A 13,555-nucleotide genomic window follows, 5' to 3' on the forward strand; every position below is an offset into this window, starting at 1 on the left:
GGGCCGGCGATTCTCTACGCCTTCATCATCCAGGTGAACTCCAGAATCTGCGCGTGCGGGATGAAGAAATAATCCGGGGCGTAGCTCTGGTTGCGCGCGAGCACGCCGTAGAGCACCCGCCGCCAGCGCGCGAAGCCACTGCCCGTGTATTCGACGATCAACTCCCGCGGCAGCACGAAGAAGGTCTCGTCGCTCGTCGCGCCGATCCCGCCATCGGTGATCTTCGCAGCGCGGTCGAGGATCTCCACGGCGCGCGGCTCCTGCATGTAGCCGTGCTCGGCGATCACGTGCCACACGCGCCGGTCGTGAGGATGCACCTCGACGCTGCGCGCCATGTCCACGTCGCTTTGCATGACGTTGAGCAGACTCAGGAAAATGATCTGCTCCCGCGGGGCGACGCCCTGCCGTAGCATCTCCTGCAACCGGGCCACCGCGTGAGCCGGACTGCGGTTGAGCGTAATCATCACGAGCTGCCCGGGCAGCGTGCGCTCGCGGGGAATGCGGCCCAGCAATTTGTCCACCGAGCACGAGCCGGCGTGCACGCGCTCGCTCACGATGGACCTTCCGCGATACCATGTGAGCATGATCGTCAGCAGACCGACGCCGATCATCACGGGGAAGTAGCCACCATCGGCAAATTTCACGAGGCACGAGGCGAGGAACAGTCCTTCGCAGGCCACGAGCACGCCGACAAACGCCCACACCGCCACCCACGGCCAGCGCCAGCAACGGTGCGCGACGAGTCCCATCGCGAGCGTCGTGATCACCATCGTGCAAACCACCGCGAGGCCGTAGGCCGCCGCGAGATTCTCGCTCTCCCGGAAGATCACCACGAGCAGGATGCATGCGATGGCCAGCATCCAGTTCGCCAACGGCACGTAGACCTGTCCGCGCTCGTCCCGGCTCGTATGGATCGTGTGAACGCGCGGAAGAAACCGCAGATCCTGCGCCTGCGCCGTGAGCGAGAAGACGCCGGAAATCAACGCCTGCGACGCGATTACCGTCGCGAGCGTGGCCAGCACGACGAGCGCGACGGCGCCACCCCCGGCCGGCACCATTTCGAAGAACGGCACCTCCCGGGCGAAGGCCGCCGGATCCCGCACCGCCAGGGCGGCCTGCCCCAGGTAGTTCAAAAGCAACGCCGGCAGCGCCACGACATGCCAGGCCAGCGAAATCGTGCGCCGGCTGAAATGTCCCATGTCCGCATAGAGCGCCTCCACGCCCGTCACGGCCAGCACCACGCCGCCCATCAGGAAGACCGCCCGGCCGCCGCTCATTTGCAGCGCCTCCCACGCATGCCGGGGATCGAACGCGGCCAGCACCTCCGGGCACCGAACCACCCACACGAGCCCGATGATGCCGATCGCGGCGAACCATACGAGCATCACCCAGCCAAACGCCATGCCCAGCCGTCCCGTCCCGAATCGCTGCACTCCGAATAGAATCGCGAGGAGCGCCACGGTCGCCGGCAGCACGATCGGCTTCAATCCGGGATCCACGGCCTCGAGCCCCTCCAGCGCACTCAGCACCGAGATGGCCGGCGTGATCGTGCCATCGCCGTAGAGCAATGCCGCGCCGAAGAGCAGCATCATTGCATAGAACGGCAGACGTCGGCTTTTCCGCCCGACGTGCGAGGAATGCCCGCGCAGCAGCGCCAGCAGCGCAAACACGCCGCCCTCCCCGCGATAATCCGCCCGCATCACCACGCCGACGTATTTGAGGGTGACGATCAGCAGCAGGCTCCAGACGATCAGCGACGCGACCCCAATGGCCGCGGCAGAATCCGCATGCCCCAGGGCATCCAGAGCCGTCTCGTAGGTGTAGAGCGGGCTCGTGCCGATGTCGCCGAAGACCACGCCCAGCGCTGCCAGCGCCAGGGCCGGCGTCTTCTTCGCATCCTTTTTGCCGCCTGCTCCCACGCCCCATCCCGCTACCGGGAGCGCGGACCGGTGGCGATTCAAAAATTCCCTTTGCCGACGGTGTCATTCCCCCCGCACTCTGCTTCCATGCGATTCGCCGAACCGATGTTCAAAGGCTGGGCCAAGCCCGGCCCCGTTCCGCCCGGCGCTCTCGGGAACGGCCCCGATCTCGAGCCCGGCGAGACTCTCGACGCCATCAGCGGCTACTTTCGCCTCTTCCAACTCGCCGACGGCCATCGCTTTTCCACCGACGACGTCCTCACCGCCTGGTATGGCACCCTCGCCTGCCCCACCGCCCGCACCGCGCTCGACCTCGGCAGCGGCATCGGCACCGTCGGGATGATCGCCGCCTGGCGACTGCCGGGCACGCGTTTTGTCACCGTCGAAGCCCAGTCGGAAAGCGTGCGCCTCGCCCGGAAATCCGCGCAATGGAACGGCCTCACCGATCGCTACGAGATCCGCGAGGGCGACATCCGCGACCCGGAGATTCTCCATCCCGACGAAGCCTTCGACCTCGTGCTCGGCAGCCCCCCGTATTTCCCCGCCGGCAGCGGCGCGCAAAGCGAGCACCCGCAGAAGCTCGCCTGCCGCTTCGAAATGCGCGGCACCGTGGCCGATTACTGCGCGACCGCGGCCGCGCACCTCGCCCCCGGCGGCGTCTTTGCGTGCGTCTTCCCGGTCAATCCCGACGCCCAGCACGAACGCGTGCGCGCCGCCACGGCGGAATCCGGTCTCGTCATCGTTCGCTGGCGACCGATCGCCCTCCGCGAAGGCGCCCGCCCCCTTCTCGGCCTTTTCGCGATGATGCGCGCCGGCGATCTCCCCTCGCCGTTCCCGACGTGGACCGAGCCCGCGCTCACCATCCGCACCGCTGCCGGCGCCGTGCATCCCGAGTATGTCGCGGTGAAACTGACCTTCGGCTTCCCCCCGTAATTCGATCGCAGGCGAACAACGAAATCTGTGCGAGATTGCCCGCATGGTTCGTTACTCCGTTCTCGATCTTGCGCCCATCGTGCAGGGCGGCGACGCGGCCGAGGCATTCGCCCGCTCCCTCGATCTGGCCCGCCATGCGGAGGCCTGGGGCTACCACCGCTACTGGGTGGCCGAGCATCACAACCTTCCCGGCATCGCCAGCGCCGCGACTTCGGTGCTCATCGCCCACCTCGCCGCGGGAACCAGCCGCATCCGCGTCGGCTCCGGCGGCATCATGCTTCCGAATCACGCCCCGCTCGCGATCGCCGAGCAATTCGGCACGCTGGAATCCCTGCATCCCGGCCGCATCGATCTCGGCCTGGGCCGCGCCCCCGGGGGCGACCCGATCACCGCGAAGGCGCTGCGTCGCGGGCTGGGATCGAACGCGGACACGTTTGCGAGCGACCTCGCCGAGCTGCGTGGATACTTTGCGCCAGCCTCACCCGGCCAGCCCCTGCGCGCCATTCCCGGCGCCGGTCTGGACATCCCCATCTACCTCCTCGGCTCGAGCGATTTCGGCGCCCATCTCGCCGCTCAGCTCGGCCTGCCCTACGCCTTCGCGTCCCACTTCGCCCCCGACTACCTCCTGCCCGCGCTCGACCTCTACCGGCGCAATTTCCGCCCGTCCGCCTCGCTCGAGCAGCCCTACGCCATGGTTGCCGTCAACGTCATCGCTGCGGATTCCGACGCCGAGGCAACTCGCCTGTTCACGTCGCTCCAGCAGGCGTTTCTCGGGATCATTCGCGGCCAGCGCACGGAGCTGCTCCCTCCGGTGAACGACCTCGAGGACCGCTGGTCACCGGCCGAACGCGCCCAGGTCACGCGGATGACCCGATGCTCCGCGGTGGGTTCGGCGGAAACGGTTCGTCGGGAACTCGAGACGCTACTCGCACAAACCGGCGCCGACGAGATCATCGCCACCGCGCAGATTCACGACCACGCCGCGCGGCTGCGCTCGTTCGAGATCGCGGCGGAGGTCTTCGCCACCATCGCCGGCCGCTAGGCGCGGTTACGGGATAATCTCGGTGCCGATGCCCGAGTTCGTAAAAATCTCGAGCAGCAGGCAATGCGGAGTCTGGCCGCCGACGAGATGAATCTTGCCGACGCCCTGCTGGAGCGCACGCACGGCACTCTCGACCTTCGGGATCATCCCGCCATCGATGATCTTCTGTTTGATGAGGAGCTGGGTCTGTTTGACCGTGACCGAGGGAATCAGCGAATCGGCCTGCGCGGGATTCCGCATGATGCCGGGCACGTCGCTCACGAAGATGAGCTTGTGGGCCTTCAACCCCGTGGCGAGCGCCGCGGCCGCGACGTCGGCATTGATGTTGAGCACCTGCCCCTCGGCCGTCGCACCGATCGGCGAGATCACGGGCACGATTTCCTGCTGCACGGCCGCCGTCACCTCCGCGATGTTCACATCGATCGCTTCGCCGACGAATCCGATATCGGCCTCCGTGCCGTCCTCGAGTCGCTGGAGCGGCAGGCGCCGCGAGACGAACACCGCCTTGCCCGACAGGCCGCTGGCCTTGCCGCCATGCTGATGAATCGTCGCCACGATCCCGGGATTGATCTCCCGATCGAGCGTCTCCTCGACGATCTGCACGGACGCGGCATCCGTCACGCGAAGGCCGTTCACGAAATGGGGGACGAGCCCCGCCTCCCGCATCTTCGAGGAGATGGCCTTGCCGCCACCGTGCACGATCACGGGATTGATGCCGACCGCCTCGAGAAAGACAACGTCGCGGAGCAGACGCTCCACCTGCTGGTCGTCCTCCATCGCGCTGCCGCCGTATTTGATGACAAACGTCTGCCCGCGGAACTTCTGAATGTAGGGAAGCGCCTCGATGAGGCTTTCCGTGCGGGCGGCGGGACTGAGAGAGCGGGCCATGGAAAATTATTCGCCGAGATTAAACCGGACGTATTCTTCGGTGAGATCGGTGGTGAAGACCGTATGGGTCGCCTTGCCGGCGTGCAATTCCACCGTCACCTTGAAGGATTTCTTCGCCGCGACCGCCTGCAGCCGCGCAAACGGCGTCTTCGCCGGCATGCCCCCGCGCACCGCCGCGACCTTGTCGTAATCGATGTCCGCGAGATCGGGATCGAACTCCGCTCCGGAGTAGCCGACCGCGTCGAGAATGCGGCCCCAGTTCGGGTCGCCGCCCGCCCAGGCGCATTTCGTGAGCGTGGAATTCGCAATCGCCTCGGCCGCAAGTCTGGCGTCCTTCGCCGTCTTCGCCCCGCGCACCTCGACTTCGATGAAGCGCGTGACGCCCTCGCCGTCGAGCACGATCTTCTTTGCGAGATCGAGCGCGACCTCCTCGAGGGCGACCTGGAAATCCGCGAGCTCGGGCCGGCCCTGCGTGCCGCTCGCCAGCAGGATGACGGTGTCGTTGGTGCTCATGTCACCATCGATCGTGATGCGATTGAACGACCGCTCGACCGCCAGCTTGAGCGCCGCGCGCAGCTCGGCGCGGGAAAGCGCGGCGTCCGTCGTGATAACGCTCAGCATCGTGGCCATGTTCGGATCGATCATGCCCGCGCCTTTCGCCACACCGCCCACGCGGAACTTCTGGCCGCCGGACTCGAATTCGCAGGCAAACTCCTTCGGCACGGTGTCACTTGTCATGATCGCGCGCGCGACCGCCTCGCTCGATTTCGTGTCGAGCCGGGCCACGAGCTCCGGCACCTTGGCGACCATCCGCTCGATCGGCAGAGGCACGCCAATGCGTCCGGTCGAGCACACGAGAATTTCCTCGGGCTTCGTGCCCAGAGCGAGGGCCGTGGATGCCGCCATCGCCTTCGCGTCCGAGATGCCGGGCTGGCCCGTGCAGGCATTTGCATTGCCGCTGTTGAGGATGACCGCGCGGCACATCTTCCCGCGCAGATGCTCGGTCGAGACCAGCACCGGCGCAGCCTTCACCCGGTTCGTCGTGAAAGTCGCCGCGGCCAGCACGGGCGTCGCTCCGGCGACCAGCGCGAGATCGTCCCGCGAGCCTTCCGGATACTTGATGCCCACGGACACCGCCGCCGCGAGAAACCCCTTCGGCGCATTCACGCCCCCTTTGATTTTGCGAATTTTCGTCATTTAGAGCAGCGCCGTGGCTTCGTCGAACCCGGCCATGAGATTGAAATTCTGCACGGCCTGACCGGCCGCACCTTTTACGAGATTGTCCTCCGCGCTGAGCAGGATCAGCCGCTTCGCCCGGTCGTCGAACCGCACCGCGATGTCGCAGAAGTTCGTTCCGGTCACGTTCTTCGTATCGGGCAGCGACTCGCGCACCCGCACGAACGGCTCGTTCGCGTAGGCCTCGCTCAACGCCTCGGCGATCTGGTCCGGCTTCACGCCCGGAGCGAGCCTGACGAACGTCGTCGTGTGGATTCCCCGCGTCATCGGCGCAAGATGCGGCACGAAGGTGATCACGATCGGCGCGCCCGCCGCGAGACTGAGTTCCTGCTCGATCTCGGAGAGATGCCGGTGCTTGGGCAGGCCGTAGGCTCGCAGGCTTTCGTTGCACTCCGCGTAAAGCAGCGTCACGTCGGCCTTCCGCCCGGCGCCGCTCACGCCGCTGGCGCTCGAGACCACGATGTCCTCGCGTGCGATCAGCCCGGCGCGCAGCAAAGGAACCAGCGGCAGCAAAATGCTCGTCGGATAACACCCCGCCGAGGCCACGAGCTTCGCCGTCCGAATTTCCTGCCGGTGCAGCTCCGGCAGGCCATAGACCGCACCAGCCAGGCTTCCGGGAGCCGGATGCGCATCGCCGTAGAACTCCTCGTAAACTCCGGCATCCCGCAGCCGGAAATCCGCGCTGAGATCGATCACCCGCTTCCCGGCTTCCACGAGAGGCAGCGCAAATTCGGTCGCGAGGCCGTGCGGCAGGGCGAGAAAGAAATACTCGGCGCCGCTGGCGAGCAGGGCGTCGATCTTCGAGTCGCAGAAACTCAACCCCGCAAATGCCGGCGAGCCCGCCAGTCGCGGCAGGACGTCCGTCACCGGCCGGCCGGCATGCGTGCGGGAGCTCACCGCGACGATCCGGATCCCCGGATGGCGGCTGAGCAGGGTGCACAGCTCCTCTCCCGAGTAGCCATTGGCACCGACGATGGCGACGTTCACAGCGGACATGGCGGAAACGCTATCGACGCCCCCCTTCCCGCGCAAGACGCGCCGTAACCGTAAATTTCCGCGGCAGACTTGACCGCGGCGCCGGTCTGCCGTTTACTCTCCCCTCGCGCGAGATTTCGCGACGAGGAAAACGGGCTGTGGCTCAGCTTGGTAGAGCGCTTGAATGGGGTTCAAGAGGTCGTGGGTTCGAATCCCGCCAGCCCGATTCCCCCGAGACCCTGATAAACTCAAGGTCCGGGGGATTTTTCTTTTCTGGGCACGCCTCCCACCCGGAAGGACAGTGCCCGAATAGTGCCCAAAAATTGCGGAATGCGACTGCGCCGCCCGGTTCCTAGCGGCGGCTTGAATTCAAAAATCAGAGCTTCCATGATGCTCCGATGAGCAATCCAAGTCGGCTCATTCCCATCGGCGACGGTCTCAAGCCTTGCCCAGATTGTGGGAATCGTGTCTCGGCGAAGGCGGAGACGTGCCCTAAATGCGGACGAGTGATCCGAACAAGGCAGTCCACCACGGGCTTACTCGCGGCGTCATCATCGCAAATTTGGCCGTCGAATAAACGTTGATTGACTTTACGCGTTCCATCAACTGTGTTCGCCAAAAACCTCCCCATTTATGACTACAACCGTCAGCTTGGCAGCTAGGGATTTTATTGTGGTTGGTTGCGACAGCCTTGCAACTTCGAGCGAAGCAATGATTTCACCCGAGGTGCTTGAAGGCACTTTTTTCGATTCTAGCGGCAATCTCAAACTTGGCGCCGACGGGGCTCCTGTTTTGAAGTCAGTCGCATTCGGGAACTCACCGTAAAAAACTTGGTCGGACAATTCGTTGAATCTGACGAATTTAAAGGCCCAAACCGCAACAGTATCGCGGGAATCGCAGATGAACTGAAAAAGTTTTTGATGAACGCTTTCGTCACTCAATATCCAAATGAGTGGGATAGGCCATCGATGGAAATTTTGTTATCCGGATATTCTGATCAATGCCGGCAACCCGAGATAATTCGACTGACCTTTTCGTTCAACTGGCAGACCGGATCTTTCTCCGCCGATGTCACGGAGGAGGTGAAAGTTGGCGCATACAACGTGGTTTTCGGAGGGCAATATGACGTGATTCAACGTGTTGTCGTTGGCGTGGACATCAACGCGTATGCATCCCTCAAGAATGAGTGCTGGGATATTCTCGAGTCTTACAGACGAGAAATTCAATCCGGGCTTGATGCTGCAAGTGTCAACTACACCGTCCCCAACATCAATCAGGCGGAACGAAAATACGATCTTTTTGGCCGAGGCTTTCAACAAGTGGGAATTACCGGAATTTCCTCAGACGTAGGGAGTTTGTCCGAACAGGCGGGAATCGATCTCGTGTCCTTTCTGATCAATACAATGATCAAATCTCAGGAGTTTTCATCATCCATTCCAACGGTCGGCGGCGATATCCATATTGGAATAATTGATGCTTCTGCTGGATTTCGTTGGATTTCTCGGGAAGAGTATCGATTCGAAAACCACTGCACTCCAAAATTCTAACCATGCTTGAAATCGCAAAATTGAATGCGCGCACCGGCTCACAAACTGCTGGCCAGGTGCTGTCTTCGTATCGGCGTGACTCAATCGCATCGTCTGAACAGCGCGACGTCCGCCCGACACGGTCCGGCCCCGCAGTGACCAAAGAGATCACCGATCGAAAGGCGTTTGGTAGAGCGAGTCTGACTCCAGCTCGATAGGTTGGCGCACTCAAAAGTGTGAGCGCAAACCAGAAGGAAGGATCACAGCGTCGAATCGCTTCAAAAAGCCGGCCTGCAATGGGTCTGGAAAGGCGAATCGCCTTCTGCGCGGCGTGGACTGTGATCGTGCCGGAGGCGACTTGCTCGGCAAGTTCGGGAGCTTTCTCGATGACTTGCTTGGCCCTCTGAACGGACGAACGTGAAACCGAAAGAGCGTCGGCTGCCTGCTGCTGGGAGGGTGCGTCAATTGACGCATGCTGATTTCGGCCCTCTTCGGACAGTTCGGCCAGCTTTGCGGCGATCATCGCTCGCTGACTCTCCGAAAGATGCCGGCGATGCAGGTTAAGCGAGAGCGTGTCTTTTACCGGATCGGTGCCGGTGTATTCGGCCCAAAAATATTTCACAGAGACGCTTGTTACAGTGCCTCTGAATCACGGTAGTGCTCACAGGTCGGAGTGTTGACCTCGCCCGGAATTCCGTATCAATGGGCAGGCGATGAACACCATCGTCTCCATCCAACCCGTCGGCCTGCGCGCCGAGGATTTGCCAGCCTATTTTGGCAGCTCAACCGTCGCCGCTGAAATCGTCAAAGTCGGAATCCTCACACCGGTTCGGAAAGTAAAAGGTCTCACCATCTACGACACCGGCGATTGCGCCCGCGCGTGGATCGAGACCGGCAGCTCCGGCAACAACCCTAAGGCGGAACTGAATTTCACGCCACGACTCGGTCGCGAATTCCTCCTCTCCGGTTATCGCCAGTCGATGCAATCGCTCCATGAACCCAGGAATTACTACGCCCGCGTTCGCACGTTTCTGCACAGTTATCGGCCGTGCCGCCCTTTCCTCGCCTTTCCAGGAGTGAGGTCATCGCGTTGTTGAAATGCCTCTGGCTGGTCGGAATCTGTGCGCCGGGTCGCAGGGCATTCTGGCGGCTTTTCTGCGGCACGCTGATTACGCGCCCGCAATGCTTCTCCCGGACGATGGAACTCTCGGTAAGGGGTCACCATTTTCGCAAAGTCGCGAGGAGTTTCTGAGCTCGATTGGCATTGAAGCCGCGTCATGCTTTGACCGTCGGCAAGCAAGAGTTCGAGAAAGCCAACCGACGGCGAGAGCGGGAATCGCTACCTGCTTAACTTGAGTTCAAAGGCAAGACCCCATGAACTCCCCAGCCAGATTCTCCCTCCCAGTTTCCGCCGGCCCCGTTGCGGACATCGCCACGATCCTCGTCCCGATCGACTGCGGTCCCCGCTCCCGCGCGCTGCTTCAAAGTGCGTCCGCGCTGTCCCGGGCCGTAGGCGGGCATCTCGTCATTCTCCACGTCTACGAGCCGCTCACCTATGCGCCTGCGCATTGTTCCGCCGAGCAGTTGCGTCTTTATCGGGAAAACCGGCACCGCATGGCGGAAGGAAAGCTCGAACTCCTCCAAGACGAGTTTCTGGACGACGCGGAGGTGCAAGCCGCCACGCTCCTCGCGATCGAAGGATTGCCGCAGGATAAGATCTGCGAGACGGCACTGCGGACGCACGCCGACCTGATCGTCGCCTCCACGCATGGTTACCGAGGCTTGAACCACCTCTTCGTTGGCAGCACCGCCGAGCACCTCATTCGTCGGGTCCCCTGCCCGATCCTCATTCTTCCGACAGCCGTCGAGGGCTCGGAGAATGTCGGCGACGTGATCGGGCTCCACTCCAAACCCTCGAACTTCCCGCCCCACGAAAGGAACACGCCATGAGTTCGAAATTCTCCGAAACCGTCGAGCGGCCTCTGCGCATGCTTCTGAACCAGGAGTTCGTCGAATCCGGCCGGGCCGTTCCAGCTTCGCGCGCTTTTGCCACGTTCCCTTCCACGCCCTCGATTCCTCCGGCGCCTGCCTTCGGCTTTGATCGCATCCTCGTGCCGACCGATTTTTCCTGCCTCTCGACGGTCGCACTCGCCTACGCGCGACGGCTGGCCACCCGTCTCGGGGGCGAGGTGATTCTTCTCCACGTCTGCCCACACCAACTGCATGCAAGCTCGGGGGCCTCGGACGCACCGAACGAAAAGCGTCGGGATGATCACCGGAAATTTGCGGAGGCCCAGATCGAATGCCAGCTTGCGAATACCGGCGCCCTGGCGTCCACCGATACCGCGACCGTGCGCGTGTTGATCGAAGAGGGGAGTCCGCACAAAGCAATCGTCCTCGAAGCGCTCGCGCAGAAGGCGGACCTCATTGTCACCGCGAAGCACGGCCGCACGGCGGAGAACAAACTCCTGCTTGGCAAGACCGCGGAGTTTCTGGTGCGCAATGCACACTGCCCGGTGCTGCTCATCGGCGACGAGGGCGCGGTTTTTCCTGCGCGCATCCCCATCGAGGAATAGTCAGCCCACCGGCGTCTGCAGGGCCGCCAGAGCTGTTTCCCACGGCAGCGTGGCGCATTTCACACGCTGCGGAAACTCGTGCACCGAGCGCATCACGGTGAGTCGCGGATGAGCGTCGAGTTCCTCCGTCGCCTCGCCGCTCACGGCCAGCTTGCGGAAGTCCTCCGCGAGTCCGCGCGCCGCGGCGACACCGCAGCCGGCAAACTCCATCGTGAGCAGCGATGCCGAGGCCGTGCAGATCGCGCACGCGCTGCCGGTGAATTTCGCCTCGCGCACCGCCCCATCCGCCAGCGCCAGTTCGATCGTGATCTCGTCGCCGCACAACGCGTTGACGCCTTCGGCGCGATGGGTCGCTCCCTCGAGCGGACCGAAGTTCCGTGGCCGCCGCGAATGCTGTAGCAGCACCTCCTGATAAAGTTCCATGCTCATGATCTCGTAAAAAACTCCACCGCTTCGCGCACTGCGGCGACTCCCCGCTCCAGCTCGTCGTCCGTGTTGTAGAGATAAAAACTCATGCGGCACGACGACGGAGCGCCAAGCTTGCGCATGAGCGGCTGAGCGCAATGGTGGCCGGCGCGCAGCGCGACGCCGCGCTCGTTCGCAAAAAAGGCAAGGTCGTGCGCATGCACCCCGGTAACATGAAACGTCACGAGCCCGGCGCGATGACCCATCGGCCCGAACACACGCACGCCATCGATTTCCCGCAGCGCCGACGCCGCCCGCTCGCCAAGTGACTCGCAATGCTCCGCCGCGGCCGCCAGCCCGGTGTCATCGAGATAATCCATCGCGGCGTGCAGTCCCGCCGCCTCGATGATGGCCGGCGTTCCCGCCTCGAAACGAGCGGGAGGTTTGCGGAAGGTCGCGCCCTCGTAGGTCACGCGCGCGACCATCTCGCCGCCAAACTGCCACGGCGCCATCGCCTGCAACATTTCCTCCCTTCCATAGAGCAGCCCGATGCCCGTCGGACCGCACATCTTGTGGCCCGAGCACGTGTAAAAATCGCATCCGATTCCGCTCACATCCACAGGCAGATGCCCCGCGCCCTGGGCGCCGTCGATCAACGTGACGACGCCGCGCCCGCGCGCCTCGGCGCACAACTCGGCCACGGGCGCCACGATGCCAAGAGTGTTCGAGACATGGGCGAACGCAAAGATTCGCGGACGCTCCGCAAGCAGCCTGCGCGCGGCATCGAGATCGAGCGCCGCGCCATTTTCCGTCACCGGCACATAGGCCAGCCGCGCGCCCTTGCGTCGCGCCAGCTCGAGCCACGGCACGAGGTTGCTGTGATGCTCCATCTCGGTCAGCAGGATCGTGTCGCCGGCCTGCACGTTCTCCTCACCCCACGAATTCACGACGAGATTCACCGCCTCAGTCGTGCCGCGTGTGAAGACGATGCTTTCCGGCGTCGGCGCACCGAGAAATGCCGCCGCTCGTGTCCGCGCCGCCTCATAGGCGGCGGTTGCCCGCTCGCTCAATTCATGGATGCCACGATGCACGTTCGCGTATTCGTGCGCGGCGAACTCCGCCATGCGCTCGATCACGGCACGCGGCTTTTGCGTGCTCGCGCCATTGTCCAGATAAGCGACGGGCAGGCCATTCACCTCGACGTCGAGGAAGGGAAATTCCTCGCGGATCGTTGCGAGATCGAAGGTCGCTTTTGTCATCACAGCATCATTCCACATCCTGCTCCCGGCCACCATGCTGCATGAGGCGGAACCTGTCGTATCCCGCAATCATTCCGGGGCTTGATCCTCGTCAAATTCCACCGCGCCAACTGGCGTTAAATCACCCACTATGGAAATTGTCGAAAACCCTCCCTCGCTCCGCATCTGCGAGGATCCTTCACGCGTCCCGCTCGACGGTTCGCACATGGATGCCAATCCCTTCGTCGTCTTCGGCGAGTGGTTCGACGAGGCTTGTGCAGCCGGCGTCCCCGAGGTGAATGCGATGAGCCTGGCCACCGCGGGCGCGGATGGGCGTGTCACGTGCCGCACGGTGCTCCTCAAAGCCTGGGACGAGCAGGGGTTTGTCTTTTTCACGAACTACGAAAGCGAAAAGGCGGCCCAGCTCACGGAGAATCCGCAGGCGGCGCTGCTCTTTCCATGGCTCAGCCTCGGCCGTCAGATCGAGATCACCGGCAAGGCGGAAAAAATCACCCCCGCGGAATCGGCGCGCTATTTTCTGCGCCGCCCCTTCAAGAGCCGCGTCGGGGCGTGGGTTTCGGCGCAAAGCCGCACGATCACCTCGCGCCAGCTGCTGGAGGCGAAGTTCGAGCAGATGCTGCGCAAGTTCCGGAATGGCGAAGTGCCACTCCCGGATACATGGGGCGGCTACCGCGTCGCGCCGCAGACGATGGAATTCTGGCAGGCCGCGCCGCACCGCCTGCACGACCGCATCTTCTACAAGCGCGCCCACAACGGCAGCTGGCGGCAATTGCGGCTCCAGCCCTAGGGGACGCTC

14 protein-coding genes and 1 tRNA gene are annotated in these 13,555 nt (G+C 63.5%); 7 read left to right on the forward strand and 8 right to left on the reverse strand.

Annotation, left to right across the window (positions count from 1 at the left end):
- Positions 1-14: 14 nt before the first annotated feature.
- On the reverse strand, positions 15-1,961 hold the full coding sequence (locus VIM61_11305; protein HEY8900988.1) for a KUP/HAK/KT family potassium transporter: 1,947 nt from the start codon (positions 1,959-1,961) through the stop codon (positions 15-17).
- Between the two features lie 45 nt (positions 1,962-2,006).
- On the opposite strand from VIM61_11305, the gene VIM61_11310 reads away from it, so the two are divergent.
- Both VIM61_11310 and VIM61_11315 read left to right on the forward strand, forming a co-directional pair.
- A complete protein-coding gene (locus VIM61_11310; GenBank protein HEY8900989.1) occupies positions 2,007-2,852 on the forward strand; it encodes a methyltransferase in 846 nt (281 codons plus the stop codon).
- 43 nt (positions 2,853-2,895) lie between these two features.
- Entirely contained in the window at positions 2,896-3,894 is a 999-nt protein-coding gene (locus tag VIM61_11315; GenBank protein HEY8900990.1) for an LLM class flavin-dependent oxidoreductase, read from the forward strand.
- 6 nt (positions 3,895-3,900) lie between these two features.
- Here VIM61_11315 and argB read toward each other — a convergent pair whose 3' ends face one another.
- The 3 genes from argB to argC are packed head-to-tail and all read right to left on the reverse strand — an operon-like array spanning position 3,901 to position 7,014.
- Positions 3,901-4,782 carry an acetylglutamate kinase gene (argB, locus tag VIM61_11320; GenBank protein ID HEY8900991.1) on the reverse strand — a complete coding sequence of 294 codons (882 nt, stop codon included), beginning with the start codon at positions 4,780-4,782 and terminating at the stop codon, positions 3,901-3,903.
- A 6-nt stretch (positions 4,783-4,788) separates the two neighbouring features.
- Positions 4,789-5,949, reverse strand: coding sequence for a bifunctional glutamate N-acetyltransferase/amino-acid acetyltransferase ArgJ (argJ, locus tag VIM61_11325; GenBank protein ID HEY8900992.1), 1,161 nt, complete (start codon positions 5,947-5,949; stop codon positions 4,789-4,791).
- A gap of 30 nt (positions 5,950-5,979) precedes the next feature.
- A complete protein-coding gene (argC, locus tag VIM61_11330) occupies positions 5,980-7,014 on the reverse strand; it encodes an N-acetyl-gamma-glutamyl-phosphate reductase (GenBank protein ID HEY8900993.1) in 1,035 nt (344 codons plus the stop codon).
- Positions 7,015-7,145: 131 nt separating this feature from the next.
- Between argC and VIM61_11335 the strand changes: the two genes are divergently transcribed.
- Positions 7,146-7,219, forward strand: a tRNA-Pro gene (locus VIM61_11335).
- Between the two features lie 376 nt (positions 7,220-7,595).
- On the opposite strand, the gene VIM61_11340 is transcribed toward VIM61_11335, so the two are convergent.
- Both VIM61_11340 and VIM61_11345 read right to left on the reverse strand, forming a co-directional pair.
- Positions 7,596-7,934, reverse strand: a complete 339-nt coding sequence (locus VIM61_11340; protein HEY8900994.1) for a hypothetical protein — start codon at positions 7,932-7,934, stop codon at positions 7,596-7,598.
- 466 nt (positions 7,935-8,400) lie between these two features.
- Complete coding sequence (locus tag VIM61_11345; protein HEY8900995.1) at positions 8,401-9,141, reverse strand: hypothetical protein; 741 nt, start codon at positions 9,139-9,141, stop codon at positions 8,401-8,403.
- Between the two features lie 91 nt (positions 9,142-9,232).
- On the opposite strand from VIM61_11345, the gene VIM61_11350 reads away from it, so the two are divergent.
- The 3 genes from VIM61_11350 (at position 9,233) to VIM61_11360 (ending at position 11,095) form a co-directional block, all read left to right on the forward strand.
- Positions 9,233-9,616 (forward strand): DUF4070 domain-containing protein, encoded by a 384-nt coding sequence (locus tag VIM61_11350; protein HEY8900996.1) that lies wholly within the window; start codon positions 9,233-9,235, stop codon positions 9,614-9,616.
- Positions 9,617-9,893: 277 nt separating this feature from the next.
- A complete protein-coding gene (locus VIM61_11355; GenBank protein ID HEY8900997.1) occupies positions 9,894-10,469 on the forward strand; it encodes a universal stress protein in 576 nt (191 codons plus the stop codon).
- The gene (locus VIM61_11360; GenBank protein HEY8900998.1) at positions 10,466-11,095 is read left to right on the forward strand and encodes a universal stress protein; all 630 of its coding nucleotides are present in this window, start codon (positions 10,466-10,468) and stop codon (positions 11,093-11,095) included. The genes VIM61_11355 and VIM61_11360 overlap by 4 nt, the downstream gene beginning before the upstream one ends.
- Here the strand turns inward: VIM61_11360 and VIM61_11365 are convergent, their stop codons facing one another.
- Together VIM61_11365 and VIM61_11370 are read right to left on the reverse strand one after the other, a co-directional pair.
- The gene (locus VIM61_11365; protein ID HEY8900999.1) at positions 11,096-11,524 is read right to left on the reverse strand and encodes an SUF system NifU family Fe-S cluster assembly protein; all 429 of its coding nucleotides are present in this window, start codon (positions 11,522-11,524) and stop codon (positions 11,096-11,098) included.
- Positions 11,521-12,759 carry a SufS family cysteine desulfurase gene (locus tag VIM61_11370; GenBank protein HEY8901000.1) on the reverse strand — a complete coding sequence of 413 codons (1,239 nt, stop codon included), beginning with the start codon at positions 12,757-12,759 and terminating at the stop codon, positions 11,521-11,523. Before VIM61_11370 ends, VIM61_11365 begins: the two co-directional genes overlap by 4 nt.
- Positions 12,760-12,889: 130 nt before the next feature.
- Between VIM61_11370 and pdxH the strand changes: the two genes are divergently transcribed.
- A complete protein-coding gene (gene pdxH, locus VIM61_11375; protein ID HEY8901001.1) occupies positions 12,890-13,546 on the forward strand; it encodes a pyridoxamine 5'-phosphate oxidase in 657 nt (218 codons plus the stop codon).
- The last annotated feature ends 9 nt before the right edge of the window (positions 13,547-13,555 follow it).

This window comes from Chthoniobacterales bacterium (assembly GCA_036569045.1).
Taxonomy (GTDB): domain Bacteria; phylum Verrucomicrobiota; class Verrucomicrobiia; order Chthoniobacterales; family JAATET01; genus JAATET01.